This window comes from Stappia sp. TSB10P1A, assembly GCF_900185725.1.
Lineage (GTDB): Bacteria > Pseudomonadota > Alphaproteobacteria > Rhizobiales > Stappiaceae > Stappia.
This window is the reverse complement of sequence record NZ_FYAU01000016.1, coordinates 339,010-361,321: the sequence shown is the minus strand read 5'-3', so window position 1 is coordinate 361,321 and position 22,312 is coordinate 339,010. Positions and strand designations below refer to the sequence as shown.

20 protein-coding genes are annotated in these 22,312 nt (G+C 67.6%); 13 read left to right on the top strand and 7 right to left on the bottom strand.

What is annotated here, in order from left to right; genetic code table 11:
* Window positions 1-21: 21 nt before the first annotated feature.
* The 3 genes from TSB10P1A_RS06575 to TSB10P1A_RS06565 all read right to left on the bottom strand — a co-directional run bounded on the left by TSB10P1A_RS06575 (window position 22) and on the right by TSB10P1A_RS06565 (window position 2,899).
* Window positions 22-747, bottom strand: a complete 726-nt coding sequence (locus tag TSB10P1A_RS06575) for an ABC transporter ATP-binding protein (RefSeq protein WP_186387094.1) — start codon at window positions 745-747, stop codon at window positions 22-24.
* On the bottom strand, window positions 740-1,546 hold the full coding sequence (locus TSB10P1A_RS06570; RefSeq protein ID WP_186387093.1) for an ABC transporter ATP-binding protein: 807 nt from the start codon (window positions 1,544-1,546) through the stop codon (window positions 740-742). Before TSB10P1A_RS06570 ends, TSB10P1A_RS06575 begins: the two co-directional genes overlap by 8 nt.
* Window positions 1,547-1,702: 156 nt before the next feature.
* Window positions 1,703-2,899 (bottom strand): substrate-binding domain-containing protein, encoded by a 1,197-nt coding sequence (locus tag TSB10P1A_RS06565; RefSeq protein WP_186387092.1) that lies wholly within the window; start codon window positions 2,897-2,899, stop codon window positions 1,703-1,705.
* Window positions 2,900-3,191: 292 nt separating this feature from the next.
* On the opposite strand from TSB10P1A_RS06565, the gene TSB10P1A_RS06560 reads away from it, so the two are divergent.
* Window positions 3,192-3,530, top strand: coding sequence for a BA14K family protein (locus TSB10P1A_RS06560; RefSeq protein ID WP_186387091.1), 339 nt, complete (start codon window positions 3,192-3,194; stop codon window positions 3,528-3,530).
* Window positions 3,531-3,612: 82 nt separating this feature from the next.
* On the opposite strand, the gene TSB10P1A_RS06555 is transcribed toward TSB10P1A_RS06560, so the two are convergent.
* Genes TSB10P1A_RS06555 through TSB10P1A_RS06545 form a run of 3 tightly spaced genes read right to left on the bottom strand, consistent with a single transcriptional unit; the run spans window position 3,613 to window position 6,532 of the window.
* Window positions 3,613-4,857 (bottom strand): TIGR03862 family flavoprotein, encoded by a 1,245-nt coding sequence (locus TSB10P1A_RS06555; RefSeq protein WP_186387090.1) that lies wholly within the window; start codon window positions 4,855-4,857, stop codon window positions 3,613-3,615.
* A gap of 29 nt (window positions 4,858-4,886) precedes the next feature.
* Window positions 4,887-5,660 (bottom strand): FkbM family methyltransferase, encoded by a 774-nt coding sequence (locus TSB10P1A_RS06550; RefSeq protein WP_186387089.1) that lies wholly within the window; start codon window positions 5,658-5,660, stop codon window positions 4,887-4,889.
* A gap of 59 nt (window positions 5,661-5,719) precedes the next feature.
* Window positions 5,720-6,532, bottom strand: coding sequence for a glycosyltransferase family 2 protein (locus tag TSB10P1A_RS06545; protein WP_186387088.1), 813 nt, complete (start codon window positions 6,530-6,532; stop codon window positions 5,720-5,722).
* A gap of 448 nt (window positions 6,533-6,980) precedes the next feature.
* Here TSB10P1A_RS06545 and TSB10P1A_RS06540 point away from each other — a divergent pair, with 448 nt between their 5' ends.
* The 3 genes from TSB10P1A_RS06540 to TSB10P1A_RS06530 all read left to right on the top strand — a co-directional run bounded on the left by TSB10P1A_RS06540 (window position 6,981) and on the right by TSB10P1A_RS06530 (window position 11,091).
* Entirely contained in the window at window positions 6,981-8,162 is a 1,182-nt protein-coding gene (locus tag TSB10P1A_RS06540; RefSeq protein ID WP_186387087.1) for a porin, read from the top strand.
* Between the two features lie 286 nt (window positions 8,163-8,448).
* A complete protein-coding gene (locus tag TSB10P1A_RS06535; protein WP_186387086.1) occupies window positions 8,449-9,630 on the top strand; it encodes a porin in 1,182 nt (393 codons plus the stop codon).
* Window positions 9,631-9,924: 294 nt separating this feature from the next.
* A complete protein-coding gene (locus TSB10P1A_RS06530) occupies window positions 9,925-11,091 on the top strand; it encodes an acetyl-CoA acetyltransferase (RefSeq protein WP_186387085.1) in 1,167 nt (388 codons plus the stop codon).
* 159 nt (window positions 11,092-11,250) lie between these two features.
* On the opposite strand, the gene TSB10P1A_RS06525 is transcribed toward TSB10P1A_RS06530, so the two are convergent.
* Window positions 11,251-11,952 (bottom strand): HAD family hydrolase, encoded by a 702-nt coding sequence (locus tag TSB10P1A_RS06525; RefSeq protein WP_186387084.1) that lies wholly within the window; start codon window positions 11,950-11,952, stop codon window positions 11,251-11,253.
* Window positions 11,953-12,503: 551 nt separating this feature from the next.
* On the opposite strand from TSB10P1A_RS06525, the gene cysG reads away from it, so the two are divergent.
* The 9 genes from cysG (at window position 12,504) to TSB10P1A_RS06480 (ending at window position 22,310) form a co-directional block, all read left to right on the top strand.
* Window positions 12,504-13,949, top strand: a complete 1,446-nt coding sequence (gene cysG, locus TSB10P1A_RS06520; RefSeq protein WP_186387083.1) for a siroheme synthase CysG — start codon at window positions 12,504-12,506, stop codon at window positions 13,947-13,949.
* Window positions 13,950-13,969: 20 nt separating this feature from the next.
* Window positions 13,970-14,275 carry a DUF2849 domain-containing protein gene (locus TSB10P1A_RS06515; protein ID WP_186387082.1) on the top strand — a complete coding sequence of 102 codons (306 nt, stop codon included), beginning with the start codon at window positions 13,970-13,972 and terminating at the stop codon, window positions 14,273-14,275.
* 78 nt (window positions 14,276-14,353) lie between these two features.
* Window positions 14,354-16,012, top strand: coding sequence for a nitrite/sulfite reductase (locus tag TSB10P1A_RS06510; RefSeq protein ID WP_186387081.1), 1,659 nt, complete (start codon window positions 14,354-14,356; stop codon window positions 16,010-16,012).
* Window positions 15,999-16,754, top strand: a complete 756-nt coding sequence (locus TSB10P1A_RS06505) for a phosphoadenylyl-sulfate reductase (protein ID WP_186387080.1) — start codon at window positions 15,999-16,001, stop codon at window positions 16,752-16,754. Before TSB10P1A_RS06510 ends, TSB10P1A_RS06505 begins: the two co-directional genes overlap by 14 nt.
* A 2-nt stretch (window positions 16,755-16,756) precedes the next feature.
* Window positions 16,757-17,281 (top strand): DUF934 domain-containing protein, encoded by a 525-nt coding sequence (locus tag TSB10P1A_RS06500; protein WP_186387079.1) that lies wholly within the window; start codon window positions 16,757-16,759, stop codon window positions 17,279-17,281.
* A 99-nt stretch (window positions 17,282-17,380) separates the two neighbouring features.
* The gene (locus TSB10P1A_RS06495; RefSeq protein WP_186387078.1) at window positions 17,381-18,193 is read left to right on the top strand and encodes a ferredoxin--NADP reductase; all 813 of its coding nucleotides are present in this window, start codon (window positions 17,381-17,383) and stop codon (window positions 18,191-18,193) included.
* Between the two features lie 76 nt (window positions 18,194-18,269).
* On the top strand, window positions 18,270-18,899 hold the full coding sequence (locus TSB10P1A_RS06490; RefSeq protein ID WP_186387077.1) for an NUDIX domain-containing protein: 630 nt from the start codon (window positions 18,270-18,272) through the stop codon (window positions 18,897-18,899).
* Between the two features lie 119 nt (window positions 18,900-19,018).
* The gene (locus TSB10P1A_RS06485; RefSeq protein WP_186387076.1) at window positions 19,019-20,206 is read left to right on the top strand and encodes a lytic murein transglycosylase; all 1,188 of its coding nucleotides are present in this window, start codon (window positions 19,019-19,021) and stop codon (window positions 20,204-20,206) included.
* 655 nt (window positions 20,207-20,861) lie between these two features.
* Window positions 20,862-22,310 carry an aldehyde dehydrogenase family protein gene (locus tag TSB10P1A_RS06480; RefSeq protein WP_186387075.1) on the top strand — a complete coding sequence of 483 codons (1,449 nt, stop codon included), beginning with the start codon at window positions 20,862-20,864 and terminating at the stop codon, window positions 22,308-22,310.
* Window positions 22,311-22,312: the final 2 nt, after the last annotated feature.

Genomic DNA, 22,312 nt, shown 5'->3' with positions numbered 1-22,312 from the left:
GGGGACGGATTGCGGTCTCGCTCACTGGTGCACCTCCAGGCTGAGGCCCATCAGCTTCTCCTGCAGCGACGCGTCGGCGGCAAGCTCCGCCATCGCGCCCGCATGGACGATGCGCCCGTCATCCATCACCGCCACCGTGTCGCCGAGCGCCGAGGCCATGGCGAAATTCTGCTCCACCAGGAGGATGGTGGTGTCGGTGTCCTTCAACTGTTTCAGCGCCGCCGTCATCGCACCGATGATCGCCGGTGCCAGCCCCTTGCTCGGCTCGTCGATCAGGATCAGCCGGCGCGGCTCGATGATCGCCCGGGCGACGGAGAGCATCTGCTTCTGCCCGCCCGACAGGGTGCCGGCGGCCTTGTCCCAGAACGTGCCGATCGGCGGGAACAGCTCTTTGATCCAGGCAAGCCGCCTTGCGTCGAACGGGCCGCCGGTGGCGGCAAGGCGCATATTCTCCGCCACCGTCAGGTCGGCGAAGATGCCCATGTTCTCCGGCACATAGGCAATGCCCGCGCGGGCGATGTCCGGCGTTGCCAGCGCCTGGATCGGCCGCCCGTCGAAGGTGATCGTGCCGCGGCTCGCCTTCCACAGGCCCATGATGGTGCGCAGCGTCGTCGACTTGCCGGCGCCGTTGCGCCCCAGCAGCATGGTCACCCCGCCGCGCGGCACGGCAAAGCTCACCTCATGCAGGATGTGATAGGGGCCGATATGGGTGTGGACGCCCTCCAGCGTCAGCAGCGCGTCAGCCATGAGCTGTCTCCGTTGCGGCAGCGGCATCCGTCGTCGCGGTGTCCGGCGCCTTGCCGAGATAGGCTTCCTGGACGATGGCCGAGCGCATCACCTCGCCCGGCTCGCCGTCGGCGACCAGCGCGCCGTTGTGCAGCACGACGATGCGGTCGGCCAGCGTGCGGATCACGTCCATCTTGTGTTCCACCAGTAGGATCGTGCGGTCCTTGTCGGCCTTCAGTTCGCGGATCAGGTCGAGGATCACCGGCACCTCGTCGACGCTCATGCCGGCGGTCGGTTCGTCGAACATCATCACCTGCGCGCCGAGCGCGATCATCAGGGCGACTTCCAGCTTGCGCTGGTCGCCATGCGGCAGGGCGGAGACGGTGACGTCGCGCTTGTCGGCGAGCCGCACCTCGGCCAGCACATGCTCGGCCCGCTCGATCAGCTCCACATGCGAGGCGGCGCGCGAGAACAGGTCGAAGCCGCGATGGGCGCGCGACTGCACCACCAGGCGGACATTCTCGCGCACGCTCAGGCTCGGAAACAGGTTGGTGAGCTGGAACGCCCGGCCGATGCCGCGGTCGCAGCGGTCGGCGACGCCGAGCCGGGTGATGTCCTCGCCGTTGAGGCGGACCGTGCCGGCGCTGGCCTTGAGCTGGCCCGAGACGAGGTTGAAATAGGTGGTCTTGCCGGCGCCGTTGGGGCCGACGATGGCGGTCAGCGTGCCGCGGTCGAAGGCGCAACTGACGGCGTCGACGGCGACATGACCGCCGAAGCGGATCGTCAGGTCCTCGGTTTCGAGAACGGGCGGTTCGCGCATGAGGGCTCGGCTCCGGGAAAGGGGGGTCCGGGTCAGGAGAAGTTCGGGCGGCCCGGCCGCGGCGAGGGGCCGGGCCGCCTCGCGTGGCGGAATTTGAAACACGCTTTGGGAGTGCCGCCGAGACGACGCGTCTTCCAATGTCGCCACACGACAGCGTCAGCGCGTGTTGCGGATCGGGATGTTCATGTCCTCGATCTTCAATTCGCGCACCAGTTCCGGAATGCCCCACTCGACATCCGGGTCGACCCGGATCTTGAAGTGGTACATGGACTGCAGCGCCTGGTGATCCTCCGCGCGGAAGACCATCGTGCCCTTCGGCGTCTCGAAGGACATGCCCTCCATCGCCGCGATCAGCTCTTCCGTGTCGGTCGAGCCGGCCTTGCGGATGCCCTCGACGACGGCGATGGCGGCCGACATGCCGCCGGCGGTGAAGAAGTCCGGCGGCGAGCCGTGGCGCTTCTCGTGCTCGGAGACCAGCCAGTCGTTCGCCGGGTTCTTCGGGATGTCGTGATAGTAATAGGTGGCGCCTTCCATGCCCGGCAGCGCCTTGTAGGCCTGCATCGCGGCGAGGATGTTGCCGCCGGTGGCGATCTCGATGCCGAAGCGCTCCGGCTCCATCGCCTTGATCTTGCCGATCGGGTTGTTGGCGCCGGCCCAGATCACGAACAGGAACTTGCGACCCTCGATATCCTTCATCGCGTCGAAGATGCGCTGGGCGCTGGCGGTGAAGTCCTGGGTGTCGGTCGGGGCGTATTCCTCGAAGGCGAGGGTGGCGCCGGTGTCGGCCAGCGCCTCGCGGAAGGCGGCGACGCCGTCGCGGCCGAAAGCATAGTCCTGCGCCAGCGTGGCGATGGTGACGCCTTCCTTGCCGAGCGCCACCGCATTGGCGATGGCGTCCTGCGAGGAGTTGCGGCCCGTGCGGAAAATGTAGCGGTTCCAGTTCTCGCCGGTGATGGAATCGGCCACCGCCGGCTCGACCAGGAGCAGCTTGCCGTATTCCTCGGCGACCGGCAGCATCGCCAGCGCGACGCCCGAGGACACCGGCCCGACGGCCAGATGCACGTCGTCGTCGCCATAGGCCTCGGCCAGCGCTGCGCGGCCGATGTCCGGCTTGAGCTGGGTGTCCTTCTCGATGACGACGATCTTGCGGCCGTCGATCTCCATCGTGCCGTCGGTGGCGTATTCCAGCCCCATCATGAAGCCGATATGGGACTGCTTGCCATAGGCCTCCAGCGCGCCGGTCTTGCCATAGACATGGGCGATGCGGATGTCCTCGGCCTGCGCCCCGGCGCCCAAGGGCGCGGCGGCAAACGCTGCGGCAAGCAGCGCGGCCGCGGTGGCATGTCTGATCATGGTGTCCTCCCTGTGGCGCAAGGCGCGGGCCGCTCCTCCGGCCCGTCGCTCCATGGCGCCGCATCTATATGACGCATGATTCATGTTTCATGTCAATCGGCGCCCGCGCCGGACGCGGTTTCGCCGCTCCCGCCCGTCTTTGGAGCTGCCGCAGCGGTTCTGCGGGGATGCGCAATCTCGTGATCGCGGTCACAGTCGTTTGTGGAAAAGCCGCCTATCTTCAGTTCATGGACGCAGGGAAAAGCGCCCCGACAAAGATCAGAGATCAGCATCTAGCAGAGGGAATGAAGTCATGTTCAAGAAGTTCGCAGTCACAAGTCTTGCAGTCGCCCTGACCGCCGGTGCGGTCCTGGCATCCGGCACCACCGACGCCGAGGCCAAGAAGGGCTGGCATCATCAGAACGGCTGGGCCGCCGCCGGCGGGTTCGTCGCCGGTGCCGTGATCGGCTCCGCCCTGTCGCAGCCGCGCTACTACGAGCCCGCTCCGTACTACGCGCCGGCTCCGGTCTACTACCGTCCCGCTCCGTGGAGCCCGGAATGGTACCGCTACTGCTCCTCGAAGTACCGCTCGTTCAATCCGGACACCGGCTACTTCCGCACCCGTTCGGGCAACTACCGGTTCTGCAACTGACCGCAAGACCCGGTTCCGCTTGAGAGACAAAGGCCGGCCCTCGCCGGCCTTTGTCTCGTTCGGGCGCTGGTAAGGCGCGCCCTTAGCGACCAGTGAGCGCCGCCGCGATGCCACCCGCCGCCGCGACGCCGCTGGCGAAGGAGGCCTGCAGCAGATAGCCGCCGGTCGGCGCTTCCCAGTCGATCATCTCGCCGGCGACATGCACGCCCGGCAGCTTGCTGAGGCTGAAATCCGCGCCGATCTCGCCCCAGGCGATGCCGCCGGCCGAGGAGATCGCCCGCTCCAGACCGGAAAAGCCCGTTGCCGTCAGCGCCAGCCCCTTGATGCGGCGGGCAAGCTCCGGCGGCTCGCTGCTGCGCGGTCCCGCTTCCGACAGCAGCGCGATGGCGGCGGGCGACAGGCCGGCCGCCTTGCGCAGGTGATTGGACAGCGACTGCTTGCCGCGCGGCCGTGCCAACCGCTCTGCGAGCTCCGCCTCGTCGAGATCCGGGCGCAGGTCGAGCATCAGTTCCGCCGTCCCACCCGCCGCGAAGGCCGCGCGCAGTTCGGGCGAGAGCGCATAGACCGCGCCGCCCTCCAGCCCGCGCGCGGTGATCACCGCCTCGCCGGCAACGCGCCGGCCACCGGCGCTCACCGCGATTCGCTTCAGCGGTGTGCCGGCAAAGCGCTGCTTCAGCAGCTCCGACCAGTCGATGAGAACGCCGGCATTGGCCGGCGTCAGCGGCGTGACCTTGACGCCGTGCCGTTCGAGCATCGGCACCCAGCCGCCGTCGCTGCCGAGCCGCGGCCAGCTTGCCCCGCCGAGCGCCAGCAGCACCGCGTCCGCCTCGATCTCCCACGCCCCGTCCGGCGTCTCGAAGGAGAGGCGCCAGCGCGCCGGCGCTTTCACACTGTGCTCCAGCCCGCTCAAGCTCCAGCGGGTGTGGAGCCGCACGCCGCGCGTCGCAAGCCGCGCCAGCAGCGCCCGCACCAGCGGCGAGGCCTTCATCGCGGTCGGAAACACCCGCCCGCTCGAGCCGATGAAGGTCTCGATGCCGAGCTCCGCGCACCAGGCCCTCAAGGCCGCAGGGTCGAAGGCGGCAATCGCCGGCGCCAGATGCGCCTCCGCCTCGCGGTAGCGGGCAAGAAACGCCGGCATCGCCTCGCCATGGGTGAGGTTCAGCCCGCCGCGCCCGGCCATCAGCAGCTTGCGCGCCGGCGAGGGCATGCGCTCGGTGAGGGTCACGGCAAGGCCCGCTGCCGACAGCCTGTCGGCGGCGATCAGCCCGGCCGGCCCGGCGCCGACGACGACCACCTGCGGGACCGCCCGCGTGCCCATCTCGCTCATCCTTGCATGTCCCGTTGCGGCCCGCGCGCTCAGCGCAGCGGCGCCCGGCCCCTGGAGAACAGGAAGCCGCGCTTGGCCTCGAACAGCCACAGGCCGAGCTTTGCCAGCAAGGCGACGTCGCCGGCCGGCAGCAGCGACTTGCGCCCGACGCGGGTGAGATTGAAGCCGCGGAAGGTCTTGAACACCCGGCGCGTCATGCCGAAGGTCTTGTGGAAGCGCGGATGCCCGCCGGCGGCAAAGCGCGGATGAAAGGAGATGTAGCAGTCGACCCGCTCGCGCTGCAGCAGCGGCGCCAGCAGCGGCGCCACCTCATATTCCGCGCCCTCGATGTCCATCTTGATGAACAGCTTGTCGCTCGGGTCGATCATCGCCGCGATTTCCTCGACGCTGATGCAGTCGACATCGAAGGTCACGCTGGCGTCCTTGTGCACGAAGGAGGACATCGAATCGCCCGGCGCGGTCTTGGCGGCCATCTTGCGGCTGCCGCTTTGCGTCCACACCGCCTTGCGGATCACCGTGACCTTGTCCTTGAAGGCCGGGTTGAGCGCGAGATTGGCCTCCAGCTCGTCGGCCGCCGCCGGATCCGGTTCGAAGGCGATGACCTTGCGCCCGCGCTGTGCCTCGTAGAGCACGGTCGGGCCGACCCAGGCGCCGAAGTCGAGGCAGACCGTATCCGCGTCGATACAGGCATCGAGAATGTCATAGGTCGGCTTTTCCCAGGTGCCGTTCTCCGCCTGCCGCCAGAAGCCGGGGCGCGCGTCGTTCACCTCGAAGGATATGTCGCGGATGGTCACTGTCTGCATGGACTGTCGGCTTTCGTGGGTCGGGCCTGGATCGGGCGTGTTGCGGCAAACCGGCCGGCTCAGCGCCGGTCGGGTGTCGCCGCCGCCTCGCAGAGCTCGCGCTCATAGGCCTTGGAGACGCGCAGGAACCTCGTATAGGCGAAATTCACGGAGATCACGATCCCCCACCAGCCATAGAGCGCATAGCGCCGGATCACATAGGCCTTGAGAAAGGCGAGGGGAAACTCGGTGACCAGCCGCCAGCGGGCGAAGCGCCGCCCGCGCGCCGCCATGTCCCCCACCTGCGCCGTGGAATAGCGGTTCATCTTCTCCACCTGGAAGGCGATGGAGCGGATCGAGCGGTGCTCCATCGGCTGGCGCAGGCGCGCCGGCCGCGCTCCCTTCGGCGGGCGCACCGTGTCGTGGACGGTCGAATCGGAAAAGCGGCCCACGCGCCGGTCGTAGAGGCGGATCTGGATATAGCCATAGGCCCAGGGGGCGGGGGCGGTCTCATGGGCGAAGACGTCGCGGATCGCCACCTCCCAGAACGGCGAGCGGGCGAGGGCGCCGGAGCGGGCCAGCCCCGCGATTTCCGCGGCCAGCGCCGGGGTCGCCGCCTCGTCGGCGTCGAGGTTGAAGATCCAGTCGTTGCGGCACTGGTCCTCGCCGAAGCGCTTCTGCGGCCCGTAGCCCGGCCAGGCATTCTCCACGACGCGCGCGCCATGCGCGCGCGCGATTTCCTGCGTGCCGTCGGTGGAGCCGCTGTCGATGACGACGACCTCGTCGGCGAACCCCGCCACGCTGTCGATGGCGCGGCCGATTCGGTCGGCCTCGTCATGGGCGATGATGAAGACCGATACGGCGATGGCCGCTTCGCCGGCTGTCGTCTGCATCTTCTGGCTCCTGTCTATATGGACAAGTGTGTCGGTCAGGTGGGCCCGGCGGCCGGATGACGGGAATCGCCCGTCCGCGCCGCCCGCGAATCCCGGTGACGGGACGGCCCCCGAACGGTGCGCGGGGGCCCCGTCGGGCTTTCTTTACGGTGCGCGACAGGCCGCTTCAAGCGGCGCGCGCGCCGCAGGGCGGCGGTGGGGGCAAAACCGGCCTTCGGGACGGAAATCGCGGAAATCGCAGGAAACCTTGGGCATTTGCTAACAGAGGTTTAACGGGGTGTCACCGCAAAGACACAGTGTGTCCTCGCTGTGCCGAATAGGGGTATTTGCCGGTTGCGGGCGGCCGCCGGCCTCGCTTAGAACAAGGTCGAGCTCGCGGGGAAGCTTGCTCAACTCTCATCTCCCGTTGGCCGCACGGTCACATAGGGAATAACGACGAGGTCAGGAAATGAACATCAAGAGCATCCTGCTCGGCGCTTCCGCTGCCGCCATGGCGGCCACGGGCGCTCAGGCCGCCGATCTCCCGGTGGCTCCGGAGCCGGTCGACTACGTTCGCGTTTGCGACGCTTTCGGCCGTGGCTTCTTCTACATCCCGGGCACCGAGACCTGCCTGAAGATCGGCGGCGGTGTCCGCGTCGAGTTCCGCGTCAACGACGTGCTCGACAAGGGCGGCAGCAACTGGGATTCGCGGACCGACGAGTCCGTCCGTATCCGTGCTCGTGGCTACATGAACTTCGACAGCCGCACCAACACCGAGTATGGCCTGCTGCGCACCTACGTCGCCGCTTGGTCGACCGCCGACAACGCCGGCGCCTCGGACTTCTACCTGGATGAAGCCTTCATCCAGCTCGGTGGCTTCGTTGCTGGTCGTACGTCTTCGTACTTCGACTTCTACACCGGCAGCAACTACGGCGCGATCCTCGACCAGGGCTTCTCGGACAACGGCGAGACCAACCTGTTCGCGTACACCGCCCAGTTCGGCAACGGTCTGTCGGCCTCGCTCTCGGTCGAAGCTCCGAACAAGCGCGGCATCATCACCGGCCCGGTCCTCGCCAACTACTACGGCGGCATCAAGGTTCCGGACTTCGTCGCCAACGTCCGCGTCGACCAGGGTTGGGGTTCCGCTCAGCTCATGGGTGCCCTGCACCATGCTTACGGCATCAACGTGCCGGGCGTGACCTCGGGCAAGGGCAAGATCGGCTGGGCCATCGGCGCCGGCGCCACGATCAACCTGCCGATGATCGCTCCGGGCGACAACTTCAACATCCAGGCCTCCTACTCGCAGGGCGCCATCGGTTATGTCAGCTCGGCCTGGAAGGGCGCGTTCGCTGACGCCGGTTACAACGCTGCTGGCGCTCTGAAGATGTCGTCGGCTTGGGGCATCGGTGCGGGCTTCACGCACTTCTGGACCCCGGCTGTCTCGACCGCTCTGACCGTGTCGTACAACAGCCTCGACCAGGCTGCTGGTGGCACCAACATCCGCGACCTCAACGTTCAGGGTAACCTGGTGTGGCGTCCGGTGTCCGGCCTCAGCACCGGTATCGAGCTCGAGTACCGCAACCGGAACCGCAAGGGCCTGGCCAACGACGACGCTCTGGTTGGCATCTTCCGCGTCCAGCGCACGTTCTAATCTGATCCTTTAGGATCGGATTGAGGGCCCGGCGGGAAACCGCCGGGCCTTTTTCTTTGGATCGTGACCTCGATCCCTGGCTGGCGACCACAGGTTGTCGACGCTTCGCGCGCTTCGCGTGTGTCACTGGAAAGACACACTCGGATCGAAGCGTGCAAGGCGAGATGATTTGCCGGTTGCGGGTCTGCGATGGCCTCGCTTACAAAAATATGAGCTAGGGGGGAATGTTTGTTCACCCGGTCCGTTGGTGGCAAAGCCGCGCACGGATAAAGGACGAGGTCAGGAAATGAACATCAGGAGCATTCTGCTCGGCGCTTCCGCCGCCGCGATGGCGGCCACGGGCGCCCAGGCCGCCGATCTTCCGGTGGCTCCGGAGCCGGTCGATTATGTTCGTGTTTGCGATGCCTTCGGTTCCGGTTTCTTCTATATCCCCGGCACCGAGACCTGCCTGAAGATCGGCGGCGGTGTCCGCGTCGAGTTCCGCGTCAACGACGTGCTCAACAAGGGCGGCAGCAACTGGGATGCCCGGACCGACGAATCCGTCCGGATCCGTGCTCGTGGCTATCTGAACTTCGACAGCCGCACCAACACCGAATACGGCCTGCTGCGCACCTATGTCGCCGCCTGGTCGACCGCGGACAACGCCGGCGGCTCCGACTTCTACCTGGATGAAGCCTTCATCCAGCTCGGCGGCTTCGTTGCCGGTCGTACGGCATCGTATTTCGACTTCTACACCGGCGACAACTGGGGTGCGATCCTCGACCAGGGCTTCTCCGATTACGGCGAGACCAATCTGTTCGCCTACACCGCCCAGTTCGGCAACGGCCTGTCGGCCTCGCTCTCGGTCGAGGCTCCGAACAAGCGCGGCGTCATCACCGGGCCGGGCATTCTCGACTACTACGGCGGCGTGAAGGTTCCGGACTTCGTCGCCAATGTCCGCATCGACCAGGGCTGGGGCTCCGCTCAGCTCATGGGCGCTCTGCACCATGCCTATGGCATCAACGTGCCGGGCCTGACCTCGGGCAAGGGCAAGCTCGGCTGGGCCATCGGCGCCGGCGCCACGTTCAACCTGCCGATGATCGCTCCGGGCGACAGCGTGTCGATCCAGGCGTCCTACGCCCAGGGCGCGATCGGCTATGTCAGCTCGGCTTGGGCGGACACCTTCTCCGATGCGGCCTACACGGCGGCCGGCGGCCTGCGCCTGTCGACGGCCTGGGGCATCGGCGGTGGCTTCACCCACTTCTGGACCCCGGCTGTCTCGACCTCCATCACCGCGTCGTACAACAGCCTCGACCAGGCTGCCGGCCTTCCGAATATCCGCGACGTCAACGTGCAGGGCAACCTGGTGTGGCGTCCGGTCTCCGGCCTCAGCACCGGTGTCGAGCTCGAGTACCGCAACCGCAACGTCAAGGGTGCGCCGAACGACGATGTCCTGGTTGGCATCTTCCGCGTCCAGCGCACGTTCTGATCTGATCCTTTAGGATCGGATTGAGGGCCCGGCGGGAAACCGCCGGGCCTTTTCGTTTGCAGAGCGTCCTTCGACGGATCGGCCAGGTTCGAAAGAATATTCCTATCATACTGAAGTTATTCACTTAAATCATCGTGATTGACGCTCCCGTAAACAAGGCGCTTGCAAGGCTGCCTGCGAAATGGAATCTTCGCCGGCATTGGAGGAACGGTCCCGCCGAACCGGCGCGGGCGGCCGCGCGGGCGGCGCCCGATCCACGTCCGGTCGGCTATGGGCGTTATCGCGGAGGTAGTCATGACTGCAGCAATCGTCGGCTGGGCACATACCCCCTTTGGCCGGCATTCCGACGAGACGGTGGAAAGCCTGATCGTCCGCGTCGCGCGCGATGCCATCGCCGATGCCGGCTTCGAGCCGGCGGATATCGACGAGATCGTTCTCGGCCATTTCAACGCCGGCTTCTCGGCGCAGGACTTCACCGCCTCGCTGGTGCTGCAGGCCGATCCGGCTCTGCGCTTCAAACGCGCGACCCGCGTCGAGAATGCCTGCGCCACCGGTTCGGCGGCCGTGCACCAGGGCGTGCGCGCCATCGCCGCGCGCGAGGCGCGGGTGGTGCTGGTCGTCGGCGTCGAGCAGATGACGACGACGCCGGGGCCGGAGATCGGCCGCAACCTGCTCAAGGCCTCCTATCTGCCTGAGGACGGCGACACGCCGGCCGGCTTTGCCGGTGTCTTCGGCAAGATCGCGCAGGCCTATTTCCAGAAATACGGCGACCGCTCCGACGCGCTCGCCGCCATCGCCGCCAAGAATCACAAGAACGGCGTCGGCAACCCTTACGCCCAGATGCGCAAGGACCTCGGCTTCGATTTCTGCCGCGCCGAGAGCGAGAAGAACCCGTTCGTCGCCGGCCCGCTCAAGCGCACCGACTGCTCGCTGGTCTCCGACGGCGCGGCGGCCCTTGTGCTGACCGATATCGAGACGGCGCTCGGCCGCAACAAGGCCGTCGCCTTCCGCGGCCTTGCCCATGCGCAGGACTTCCTGCCGATGTCGAAGCGAGACATCCTCGCCTTCGAGGGCTGCGGCGAGGCCTGGCGCCGGGCGCTCGCGGCCGCCGGCCTCACCCTTGACGACCTCTCCTTCGTCGAGACCCATGACTGCTTCACCATCGCCGAACTGATCGAATACGAGGCGATGGGCCTGACCGCGCCGGGCGAGGGGCATCGCGCCATCCTCGAGGGCTGGACCCAGATGGACGGCCGCCTGCCGGTCAACCCGTCGGGCGGGCTCAAGGCCAAGGGCCACCCGATCGGCGCCACCGGCGTCTCCATGCATGTGCTGACGGCGATGCAGCTCACCGGCACCGCCGGCGACATCCAGGTGAAGAATGCCGAACTCGGCGGCATCTTCAACATGGGCGGGGCGGCGGTCGCCAACTACGTGTCGCTGCTGCAGCCGCTGCGCTGAGGCCGCCGGGACCTGGCAGGTCGCGACCAGACCATATGCCCAGACCATATGCAAAGAGGGCGCGGGGGTGACCCGCGCCTTTGTTTCGGCCCGCCGCCCTGGGAGACGCCGTCGGATGACGGCCGACTCACGCCGTCAGATGATGGCCGACTCACGCCGTCAGAAGACGGCCGACTCCATGTAGCGGGCAAGGTCCAGCATGTCGAAGGCGACGATGTCCCAATTGTCGGTTGGGGCGAGGTCGCTGCGCTGGTCGGCGCCGAATTCCTTCGGCCGGGCGAAGAAGGCGGTCTTGAGGCCGGCGGCGCGGGCGGCCGCCAGATCCGCATTGTGGGCCGAGGCATACATCACCTCGCCGGGGCCGAGGCCCAGCGTTGCGGCGGCCTTGTGAAACAGGCTGCCATCCGCGATCCGGCCCTCCAGCAGGTCCGCCCCGAACACCAGGTCCCAGGGCAGCGCGGCGTGTTTGGCGAGCCAGGTCATCGTCGCCGTCGGCGCCTCGGTACAGGACACGATGACATATTCGCGCCGCAGCGCGCGCAGGCCCGGCACGCTGTCCGGCCAGGCGGGAAAGCGCTGCCAGCAGGCGAGCAGGGCCTCCCTGTCCTTGCCGCCGACCTGCCCGTGAAGCTTCGCCTCCTCCAGCACATCGGAGAGGCTTTCGGCAAGCACCGTCACGGCCGCGCTGCCGCCGGCCACCGCCGGCAGGCGTGCCCGATAGGTCTGGTACCAGGCGCTGGCCAGCGCCTCCGGCGAAAGATCTTGGCCGGCTTTTGCCAGAGCGCGCTCGAATCCGCTGGAGAGACCTCTGTGCCAATCGACAACCGTGCCCAATACATCAAAAAAAATAGCTTTTACCACGGGTTTACACTCGGTACTGATCTCACTGAAACGCGTGCGGTATGTCCAGTATTGGTTGCTTGCAACGAGGAATCAACCAAGAGTCTGCTTTCGCGCGCGACAGTAACATCCTTGATCGTGATTTGTGAAAGAAACCTCAGTTATGGATAAGATGTAAAGTTAAGAAAGGCGGCTTGATAATTCGGACGATATCCGAACAAAATCGTGCGACATTTTGAAATGAATGTGATGCGGTTGTAAAGAGCCAACACGGCACGCGGAAGGCTGCAACCCGGCACCACACACCGCGCCCCGTCGCAGGCTGCCGGGCGCGCGCCTTGCGTTTCGTGGGGCATGCCGCGCCGCAAAACCGTCGAAACGCCGATCTGTAGCATGATTTTTCCCTGCCGCTTCCCTCCATTGAAATCCCATGCCCGGCGGAACCGCGCCTGACGCTTTATCTCTAGGGGGTGTTTCAGGCTGCCCAGAGATCACGCGGAGATCACGCGGAGATCACGCAGAGATCGCGCAGAGATCGCGCCGGGCAGATCGCGTCAGGGAGATCGCGCCGGATGTCTCGCCAAGCAAAGGCTACGGATCGCAAGCTTGCCGTCTTCCCGGCCTTTCACAAGGTCGAGGGGCAGCGCGTCGTCGTGGTGGGTGGCGGCGAGGAGGCCGCCGCCAAGGTCCGGCTGCTCGCCGAGACGCTGGCCGAGATCGTCGTCGTCGCGCCGCGGGCCGAGGAGGTCCTGCTGGACGCGGTCGCCCGCGCCGGCGGCTCCATCGTCACGGATCCCTTCGCTCCGGCGCATCTTGCGGGCGCCGTGCTGGTCTTTGCCGCCAGCGGCGAGGAGGCGCAGGACACCGCCGTGGTCAGCGCGGCGAAGCGCCTCGGCATCCCGGCCAACGCGGTCGACCGGCCGGAGATCTGCGACTTCTATGTCGGCGCCCTGGTCAATCGCGCGCCGGTCGCCGTCGCCATCACCTCCACCGGCGTCGGCCCCGTGCTCGCCCGCCATATCCGCGCGCGCATCGAGGCGATGCTGCCGCGCGAGACCGGCGATCTCGCCCGCCTTGCCGAGAGCTTCCGCGACACGGTCGCCCGCGTCATCGCCGGCGGTGTCGAGCGCCGCCGCTTCTGGGCGCGCTTCTTCTCCGGTCCGATTGCCGGCCACCTGCAGGCCGGCCGCCCCGATGCGGCGCGCAATGAGGCACAGCGTCTCCTCAACACCCGCAGCGGCGAGGGCGGTTTCGTCTGGCTCGTCGGCGCCGGTCCCGGTGCAGAGGATCTTCTCACCCTGCGCGCGCAGCGCCTGCTGCAGGAAGCCGACGTCATCGTCCATGACGCGCTGGTGCCCGAGGCGGTCGTCGCCATGGGCCGGCGCGATGCCGAGCGGATTTCCGTCGGCAAGCGCAAGGGCCGCCATTCGGTCTCGCAAGGAGAGATCAACGCGATCCTGGTGCGCGAGGCCTCGCACGGCCGCCGCGTCGTCCGGCTGAAGGCGGGCGACCCGCTGGTCTTCGGCCGCGCCGGCGAGGAGATTGCCGCCCTGCGCGCCGCCGGTATCGCCCATGACGTGGTGCCGGGCGTCACCGCCGCGCTCGCCGCCGCCGCCAGCACCCGCATCCCGCTCACCCTGCGCGGCGTCGCCTCCGACCTCGTCTTCGCCACCGGCCACGACCGCGACGGCGAGACGCTTCCGTCCTGGGGGGCGATGGCGCTGCGGGGCGCCACCGTCGCCGTCTATATGGGCCGCACGGTCGCCGCCCGCGTCGCCGACCGGCTGCTGGGCGCCGGCCTGTCGCCGGCCACCCCGGTCGCGGTGGTGGAGAACGCGGCGCAGCGCGACGAGCGGTTCTTTGCGGGCGTTCTCGCCGATCTGCCGCATCTTCAGGACCGCCACGAGATCGCCGGCCCGACCCTGATCATCATCGGCGAGGCCGTCGGCCATGCCGATCTCGCCAACAGCCAGCCCTTGCGCCCGGTCGCGGCCGAACGGGCCGGCGTTGCCGCATAGCCCCCTGAAGGAGCGATTGCATGAAGGCTTTGACAGCCAACCGACTGATCGATGGCGAAGTGGTGTGGCTCGGCCGCTCCGGCACCTGGGTCGAAACCCTGGCCGGCGCCCGGCTGCTGGAAACGCCGGAGGCGGTGGCCGAGGCGGAAGCGGCCGGCGCCGAGGCCGAGGCCGCCCGGCTGGTCGTCGAGCCCTATCTGATCGACCTCGTCCGCGAGGAGGGCGAGATCGCTCCCGTCCGCTTCCGCGAGAAGATCCGCGCCAAGGGGCCGACCGTGCGCCGGGATCTCGGCAAGCAGGCTAGGCGCGAGGTGTCGGCGGCCTGAGCGCCGCCGCGATGAACCGAAGACCCAGAACCCGGAGACGCGCGCGGCGCGGGGTCCGTCGTTCCAGGAGTTGTCAGCATGTACCGCTATGACGAGTTCGATGCCCATTTCGTCTCCGCCCGCGTGGATCAGTTCCGCGACCAGGTGCGGCGGCGTCTGGCCGGAGACCTGACGGAAGACCAGTTCAAGCCGCTGCGGCTGATGAACGGCGTCTATCTGCAGCTCCATGCCTACATGCTGCGCGTCGCCATTCCCTATGGCACGCTGAATGCCCGGCAGATGCGGCGCCTCGCCCATATCGCGCGGACCTATGACCGCGGCTACGGCCATTTCACCACGCGGCAGAACATCCAGTTCAACTGGCCGCGGCTGAAGGACGTTCCCGACATCCTGGCGCAGCTCGCCGAGGTCGAGATGCACGCCATCCAGACCTCGGGCAACTGCATCCGCAATGTCACCGCCGACCATTTCTCGGGCGCGGCCGCCGACGAGATCCTCGATCCCCGGCCCTATGCCGAGATCCTGCGCCAGTGGTCCTCGCTGCATCCGGAGTTCTCGTATCTGCCGCGCAAGTTCAAGATCGCGGTCACCGGCGCCCCGCATGACCGGGCGGCGGTGCAGGTGCATGACATCGGCCTGCAGGCGGTGCGCGACGCCGAAGGCAATGTCGGCTTCCGCGTCTTTGTCGGCGGCGGTCTCGGCCGCACGCCGATGGTCGGCCGGCTGGTGCGCGAGTTCCTGCCCGAGGCGGACCTGCTCGCCTATAGCGAGGCGATCCTGCGCGTCTACAACCGCTATGGCCGGCGCGACAACAAGTACAAGGCCCGCATCAAGATCCTCGTCCACGAGACCGGGCTGGAGGAGTTGAAGGCCGATATCGAGGCCGAGTTCGCCGAGATCCGCGACGGCGTCCTGAGGCTGCCGTCCTCGGAGATCGACCGCATCGCCGCCTATTTCGCCCCGCCCGCCTTCGCGGCGGCCGACGGCGACGAGGCGGTGCTGGAGGCGGCGATTGCCGCCGATCCGGCGCTTGCCGCCTTTGCCGCGCGCAACGTTCATCCGCACCGCGCCCCCGGCTATGCCAGCCTCACCATCTCGCTGAAGCCGATCGGCAAGGCGCCGGGCGATGCCACGGCCGAGCAGATGGAGGTCGTCGCCGACCTTGCCGAGCGCTACGGCCATGACGAGATCCGCGTCAGCCACGAGCAGAACCTGGTGCTGCCGCATGTGCGCCGCCGCGACATTCCGGCGATCCATGCCGCACTCGCCGAGGCGGAGCTTGCCGAGGCCAATGCCGGGCTGGTGACGGATATCATCGCCTGCCCGGGGCTCGATTACTGCGCCCTCGCCACCGCCCGCTCGATCCCGGTCGCTCAGCGCATTTCCGAGCGCTTCGCCGCGCCCGAGCGCCAGCGCGAGATCGGCGATCTGAAGATCAAGATCTCGGGCTGCATCAATGCCTGCGGCCATCACCATGTCGGCCATATCGGCATTCTCGGCGTCGAGAAGAAGGGCGAGGAATACTACCAGATCACCCTTGGCGGCTCGGCCGACGAGAACACCTCGATCGGCGAGATCATCGGTCGCGGCTTCTCCTATGACGAGGTCGTCGATGCGATCGAAAAGGTCGTCGACACCTATGTCGGTCTGCGCGAAACCCCGCAGGAAGACTTCCTTTCCGCCTATCGCCGGGTCGGCGACCAGCCGTTCAAGGAGGCCCTCTATGGCACTGCGTGAGGCCTATGCGGTCCGCGACGACCTGCCGCCTCCGGCCCTTGATGCGGCCTGGCTCGCGGAGCGGTTCGTCTCGGCCTCGGCGGAAGCGGTGATCGCGGCCGCGCGCGGGCGCTTCGGCGACCGGCTGGCGATGGTCTCGTCCTTCGGCGCGGAAGCCGCGGTGCTGCTGCACCTCGTCTCGCGGGTCGATCGGACGATCCCGGTCCTGTTCATCGACACCGGCAAGCTGTTCCCGGACACGCTGCGCTATCGCGACCTCCTGGTCGAGCGGTTCGGCCTGACCGACGTGCGCACCCTTGCCCCCGATCCGGCGGACCTTGAGGCGAACGATCCGGCCGGCATGCTGTGGATGAGCGACACCGACGCCTGCTGCGCCATCCGCAAGGTGCGCCCGCTGGCCCGCGCGCTGAAGGGCTTCGATGCCTGGATTTCCGGGCGCAAGCGCTTCCAGGCCAGCAGCCGCTCGAACATCCCGGTGTTCGAGGTCGACGGCGAGCGCATCAAGGTCAATCCGCTGGCCGACTGGGATCCGTCGGACCTGCGCGCGTATGCTGAGGCGCAGGACCTGCCGGACCATCCGTTGGTTGCCAGGGGCTACCCCTCCATCGGCTGCATGCCCTGCACCAGCCCGGTGGCCGAGGGCGAGGACCCGCGTGCCGGCCGCTGGCGCGGACGCGACAAGACCGAATGCGGCATTCATCTGGCCCTGCCGATGGAGAATGAACAGGGAGCCGGGATCTGACCATGGCGGCAAGACTTTACCGTGCCGGCGGCTTCGTCGCCGACGAGTGGACCCATCTGGACGACGAGGCGGCGCTGCCCGCGGAAGGCGCGGTGATCGTGTCGCTCGCCCGCTTCCTTGCGGCCGCGTCGGATGTGCCGCAGGGCGTCAGGCTTGCGCCTTTCGTCAAGGCAGGCGATGATCCGGCGCAACTCGCCGGCCATCTTTCCGCTCTGGACTTGGTGGTGGTGGACTTCGCCAAGTTCTCCGACGGGCGCGGCTATTCGACCGCGCGCCTGTTGCGCCAGCGCTACGGCTTTGCCGGCGAGATCCGGGCGAGCGGCGATGTGCTGCTCGACCAGATCCCGTTGATGCGGCGGGTCGGGTTCGATGCCTTCGCGATTCTCAACGAGCCGACGCTGCGGGCGCTGGAGGCGGGGCACGATGTCGACGTGCCGCTCTACCTGCAGCCGGCCGAGCGCGCGGGAGAGGTGCCGGCGGGCGCAAGGTCCTGGGCCCGGCGTCCGGCGGATGCGCAGCTTTCCTGATGCCGGCGGCGCGCCGCTTGGCTATGCTCGCGGCGGATCCTTCAGCTATACGCGGTGGTCAGGCACACGCATTGTTCAAGACGGATTGGGGATAGACGGATGAATGTGGTCAATCTTGCCGGCGATCTCGCCGATGCGATACCGGCCGGCGCCACCGCCGAGACGGTGACCGAGGTTCAGCACTACACGGACGATCTGTTCCGCTTCCGGATGACCCGGCCGGCGAGCTTCCGCTTCCGCTCCGGCGAATTCGTCATGATCGGCCTGATGGTCGGCGAGAAGCCGGTGTTCCGCGCCTATTCCATCGCCTCGCCGTCCTGGGACGAGGAGCTGGAATTCTTCTCGATCAAGGTTCCCGATGGTCCGCTGACCCAGCATCTGCAGAAGATCCAGGTCGGCGACAAGGTGTTGATGAAGAAGAAGCCGACCGGCACGCTCGTCAACGACGCGCTGATCCCCGGCAAGCGGCTCTACATGTTCTCCACCGGCACCGGCTTTGCGCCTTTCGCCAGCCTGATCCGCGATCCGGAGACCTACGAGAAGTTCGAGGAGGTGATCGTCACCCACTCGTGCCGCTTCGTCGCCGAGCTCGCCTATTCGCAGCAGACGGTCGCCGCCACCCGCGAGGACCCGCTGATCGGCGAACTCGCCGCCGGCCAGTTGCGCCTGTTCACCTCGACGACGCGCGAGCCGCACGACCATGTCGGCCGCATCACCACCTTGATCGAGACCGGCGATCTGTTCCGCGCCCTCGGCGTGCCGCCGCTCGACCCGGCGACCGACCGGGCGATGATCTGCGGCTCGATGGCGATGCTGAAGGACACCAAGGCGCTGCTGGAGGCTGCCGGCCTCACCGAGGGCGCCAACAACCGTCCGGCCGAGTTCGTCATCGAGCGGGCCTTCGTCGGCTGACGACTTTCGCCCCTCTTGCGCCCATCGCTCGCGGCTGACATGAGTGTGGTGCCGTGTTGGGGCATCGGGGGTGTTGATGGATCGGCGGAAATTGCAGGACCCGGCGGGCCGGGGAGAGGAAGAGGCTGTGCGCGTCGTCTCCGAGCGCAGCCTCTATGAAGGCTTCGGCAGCTATCGCGAGATGGTTGTCGACCAGCCGCTGGCGTCCGGCGGCACGGTCGAGATTTCAAGAGAATTCCAGGCCCGGCGCGATGTCGTCGCCGTCCTTCCGTATGATCCGGTGCGCCGGGTCGCGCTGCTCGCCCGCCAGCTTCGCGTGCCGCTGTTCGCCCGCGGCGATCACGACGGCTATCTGGAGGAAGTGCCGGCCGGCTATATCGACGAGGGCGAGATCGCCGTCGATGCCGCCCGCCGCGAGGCGGCGGAAGAGGTCGGCGTCAAGGTCGGCGAACTGGTGCATGTCGCCGACGTCTTTCCCTCGCCCGGTTCCCTCACCGAGCGCCTCAGCCTCTATCTCGCCCGCTACGGTGCCGGCGATGTCGTCTCCGGCGGCGGCGGCCTTGCCGAGGAGGGCGAGGAGATCGAGGTGCTGGAATGGCCGCTGGCCCGGCTCGGCGAAGCGGTGCAGGAGGGCGGCCTCTCCGACGCCAAGACGCTGATTCTCGTCCAGGCCCTGATGCTGCGCGCCCCCGATCTCTTCTCCTGACGCGCGCCATTCTCCGCCATCCTCCGCCATTGTGCTGACACGATGTCGCGGCCTGATGGACCGTGATGGCGGATTGGCGGGAGCAGCGCATGCGGCAGGCTGGGGCTGGGCGGTTTTGCATGAGGGAACGGTTTTTTGCGGGGCTTGTGGCCGCGCTGGCGCTGGTCGCCGTTGGCACGGCGCCGGCCGCCGCCTCGCTGGAGGCCTGCCTGCCGCAACTGCGCGCGGCGGCGCTGAAGGCCGGCGTCAGCCAGCGCACCGTCGATGCCGCGCTCGCCAATGTCGCCTATGACGAGAAGGCGGTGCGCTTTTCCACCAGCCAGCCGGAATACCAGACGCCGATCTGGGACTATCTCGCCTTCCTCGTCGACAAGGAGCGCATCGCCGACGGGCGCAAGATGCTCGAGCGTCATGCCCGCGTGCTGGAGCGGGTGGAGAAGACCTACGGCATCGACCGCCACATCGTCGTCGCGGTCTGGGGCGTCGAAAGCGACTACGGCCAGTTCCGCGGCGATTTCCATGTGCCGCATGCGCTCGCCAATGTCGCCTGCACCGGCCGGCGGGCCAATTACTTCCGCTCCGAACTGATCGAGATCCTGAAGATCGTCGATCGCGGCGACGTCCGCCTTGCCGACCTGCACGGCTCCTGGGCCGGCGCCTTCGGCCAGACCCAGTTCATGCCCTCGACCTATCGCCGCCTTGCCGTCGACTTCGACGGCGACGGCCGCAAGGACCTGGTCAACTCGGTGCCGGACGCGCTCGCCTCCACCGCCAATTACCTGAAGAATGCCGGCTGGGTCACCGGCATGCCCTGGGGCTACGAGGTCAAGCTGCCGGCCGGCTATCGCGGCCCCTCCGGCCGCAAGGCCAAGGTCGCGGTCAGCGAATGGGGCAAGCGCGGCATCCGCCATCTCGACGGCGGCGAGCTTGCCGGCACGGCGCAGGCGGGCCTGCTGCTGCCCGCCGGGGCGCAAGGTCCGGCCTTCCTGGTCTTCAGCAATTTCGATGCGATCTACACCTACAATGTCGCCGAGAGCTATGCGCTGGCGATCTCCCATCTCGCCGACCGGCTGATGGGGGGAGGGCCGTTCCATGTGGCCTGGCCGACCAGCGATCCCGGCCTGTCGCGCAAGGAGCGGCTGGAGCTGCAGAAGCTGCTGCTGCGCGCCGGCTACGACATCGGCGAGGCGGACGGGCGGGTGGGCGCGGCGACCCGCGCCGGCATCAGCCAGGCCGAGGCGCGGCTCGGCCTGCCGGTCACCGGGCGTCCGGGCCAGCGCATCTACCGGGCGCTCGGCGGGCGCTAGCTGTGGCGGCTGCTCTTCACCAGGCTGCTGCCTTTTATTGAGAGATCGTTAGTTGCAGCTTCGAGCCCAGCGGCAAGTTGTTCTGCCGGGCTGGTGGCAGACGCGCTCGGAGCGGGAACAATACCGCTGCAATGTAGCGTTCCATCCGCCGCAGGGGCCGGTACCATATTGGCAATAGGGTTCGTTGAGGACGAATTCCATGTAGTCCCGCACGCTTAATGTGGTCACTGATCCGTCTTGGGTGTCTGTCGAATTGTCGATGTCAGTCAGTGGAACAGAATAAGAAGTTGGTGCGGTTTCATCGGTTTGCTGAGCGGATGCGCCGAAACAAAATGAGAGAGCTACGAGTGAGGCCAGAAGATGAACAGAAAATCTCATTTTATCCTCCCGAAACAGACATATATGATCAATGCATTGCAACTTATCATATAAGTAAAATTTGGTAAACAACCAAAATAAACAATCTTGAGTTGCGGTAGATGTGCCGTCTCTGTCTGTGTGTTGCCGCCGCGGTGAGACCCTTGCTAGCATAGCCCCTGGCGCCCCCTCCCGCCCGATGCGGGGCGGCATCGCGACGCAAGGCGGGCGATTGTCGGCCCGCGTGTCATCCGCTAGGGTCAGGACCCATTGATATGACAAATCAAAGGGGCACGGCATGGACCTGCGTCACTTCGAGGCGGTGATCGACGGCAGGCTGACGGCGGCGGTCGCCGGCGGGCGCATCGAGATGCTCTCTCCCAGCGACGGCAAGGCCTTCGCGACGATCCCGCGCTGCGATGCCGCCGATGTCGGGCGCGCGGTGGTCGCCGCCCGCCGCGCCTTCGCGGACGGCGGCTGGGCGGTGCGTCCGGCGGTGGAGCGCGGCCGCATCCTGTCGCGCATCGCCGAGCTGATCCGCGCGCATGAGGACGAACTGGCCGCGCTGGAATCGCGCGACACCGGCAAGCCGCTGCGCCAGGGGCGCGCCGACATCGTCGCGGCCGCCCGCTATTTCGAATTCTATGGCGGGGCCGCCGACAAGATCACCGGCGAGACCCTGCCGGTCCAGGCCGGCTTTGCCGCCATGACCTTCCGCGAGCCGCACGGGGTGGTCGGCTCGATCGTGCCGTGGAACTACCCGGCGCAGATCATGGCGCGGGTGGCCGGCGCGGCGCTCGCCATGGGCAACACGGTGGTGATGAAGCCGGCGGAGGATGCCTGCCTGTCGGTGCTCAGGATCGCCGAACTGGCGCTGGAGGCCGGCCTGCCGGCCGGTGCCTGGAATGTCGTCACCGGCCATGGCGAGGAGGCGGGCGCGGCGCTGGCCAACCATCCCGGCCTCGATTTCCTGACCTTCACCGGCTCGCCCGAGGTCGGCACGCTGATCCAGATGGCGGCGGCGCGCAATCATATCGGCTGCACGCTGGAGCTTGGCGGCAAGTCGCCGCAGATCCTGTTCGCCGACGCGGATCTCGACGCGGCGCTGCCGGTCATCGTCAACGCGATCATCCAGAATTGCGGCCAGACCTGCTCCGCCGGCAGCCGGCTGCTCGTCGAGGCGAGCCATCTCGACAAGGTCACCGAGCGGCTGCGGCACGGGTTCCGCGCGCTGGTCAGCGGTCCGCACGATCAGGACCTCGACCTCGGCCCGCTGATCAATGCCGGCCAGGCCCGTCGCGTCGCCGCCTTTGCCGAGGAGGCGGAGCGGGCGGGCGTGCCGCTGATCGCGCAAGGCACCATTGCCCCGGCCAGCGCCCCCGGCGGATATTACGTTCCCGCCCGGGTGTTCGGGCCGGTGCCGCTGGAGGCGCGCCTTGCCCGCGAGGAGGTGTTCGGGCCGGTGCTGGCGGTGATCCCGTTCCGGGACGAAGCCGAGGCGGTGAGGATCGCCAATGCCACCGACTACGGGCTGGTCGCCGGCGTGTGGACGCGCGACGGCGCGCGGGCGATGCGGGTGGCGCGGGCGGTGCGCTCGGGTCAGGTCTTCGTCAATGGCTACGGGGCCGGTGGCGGTGTCGAACTGCCGTTCGGCGGGTTCAAGAAATCGGGCCACGGACGGGAAAAGGGCTTCGAGGCCTTACGGGAATTCTCGGCACTGAAAACGATTGTCATCAACCACGGCTGAGC

Excerpts from the sequence above, each read along its gene's own strand:
- TSB10P1A_RS06570 (WP_186387093.1), bottom strand. The coding sequence starts at position 1,546 with ATGCGCGAACCGCCCGTTCTCGAAACCGAGGACCTGACGATCCGCTTC.
- TSB10P1A_RS06550 (WP_186387089.1), bottom strand. The coding sequence starts at position 5,660 with ATGCAGACAGTGACCATCCGCGACATATCCTTCGAGGTGAACGACGCG.
- TSB10P1A_RS06480 (WP_186387075.1), top strand. The coding sequence starts at position 20,862 with ATGGACCTGCGTCACTTCGAGGCGGTGATCGACGGCAGGCTGACGGCG.
- cysG (WP_186387083.1), top strand. The coding sequence starts at position 12,504 with ATGTCTCGCCAAGCAAAGGCTACGGATCGCAAGCTTGCCGTCTTCCCG.
- TSB10P1A_RS06565 (WP_186387092.1), bottom strand. The coding sequence starts at position 2,899 with ATGATCAGACATGCCACCGCGGCCGCGCTGCTTGCCGCAGCGTTTGCC.
- TSB10P1A_RS06515 (WP_186387082.1), top strand. The coding sequence starts at position 13,970 with ATGAAGGCTTTGACAGCCAACCGACTGATCGATGGCGAAGTGGTGTGG.
- TSB10P1A_RS06560 (WP_186387091.1), top strand. The coding sequence starts at position 3,192 with ATGTTCAAGAAGTTCGCAGTCACAAGTCTTGCAGTCGCCCTGACCGCC.
- TSB10P1A_RS06555 (WP_186387090.1), bottom strand. The coding sequence starts at position 4,857 with ATGAGCGAGATGGGCACGCGGGCGGTCCCGCAGGTGGTCGTCGTCGGC.
- TSB10P1A_RS06495 (WP_186387078.1), top strand. The coding sequence starts at position 17,381 with ATGAATGTGGTCAATCTTGCCGGCGATCTCGCCGATGCGATACCGGCC.
- TSB10P1A_RS06485 (WP_186387076.1), top strand. The coding sequence starts at position 19,019 with ATGAGGGAACGGTTTTTTGCGGGGCTTGTGGCCGCGCTGGCGCTGGTC.
- TSB10P1A_RS06540 (WP_186387087.1), top strand. The coding sequence starts at position 6,981 with ATGAACATCAAGAGCATCCTGCTCGGCGCTTCCGCTGCCGCCATGGCG.
- TSB10P1A_RS06500 (WP_186387079.1), top strand. The coding sequence starts at position 16,757 with ATGGCGGCAAGACTTTACCGTGCCGGCGGCTTCGTCGCCGACGAGTGG.
- TSB10P1A_RS06535 (WP_186387086.1), top strand. The coding sequence starts at position 8,449 with ATGAACATCAGGAGCATTCTGCTCGGCGCTTCCGCCGCCGCGATGGCG.
- TSB10P1A_RS06545 (WP_186387088.1), bottom strand. The coding sequence starts at position 6,532 with ATGCAGACGACAGCCGGCGAAGCGGCCATCGCCGTATCGGTCTTCATC.
- TSB10P1A_RS06490 (WP_186387077.1), top strand. The coding sequence starts at position 18,270 with ATGGATCGGCGGAAATTGCAGGACCCGGCGGGCCGGGGAGAGGAAGAG.
- TSB10P1A_RS06510 (WP_186387081.1), top strand. The coding sequence starts at position 14,354 with ATGTACCGCTATGACGAGTTCGATGCCCATTTCGTCTCCGCCCGCGTG.
- TSB10P1A_RS06575 (WP_186387094.1), bottom strand. The coding sequence starts at position 747 with ATGGCTGACGCGCTGCTGACGCTGGAGGGCGTCCACACCCATATCGGC.
- TSB10P1A_RS06505 (WP_186387080.1), top strand. The coding sequence starts at position 15,999 with ATGGCACTGCGTGAGGCCTATGCGGTCCGCGACGACCTGCCGCCTCCG.
- TSB10P1A_RS06530 (WP_186387085.1), top strand. The coding sequence starts at position 9,925 with ATGACTGCAGCAATCGTCGGCTGGGCACATACCCCCTTTGGCCGGCAT.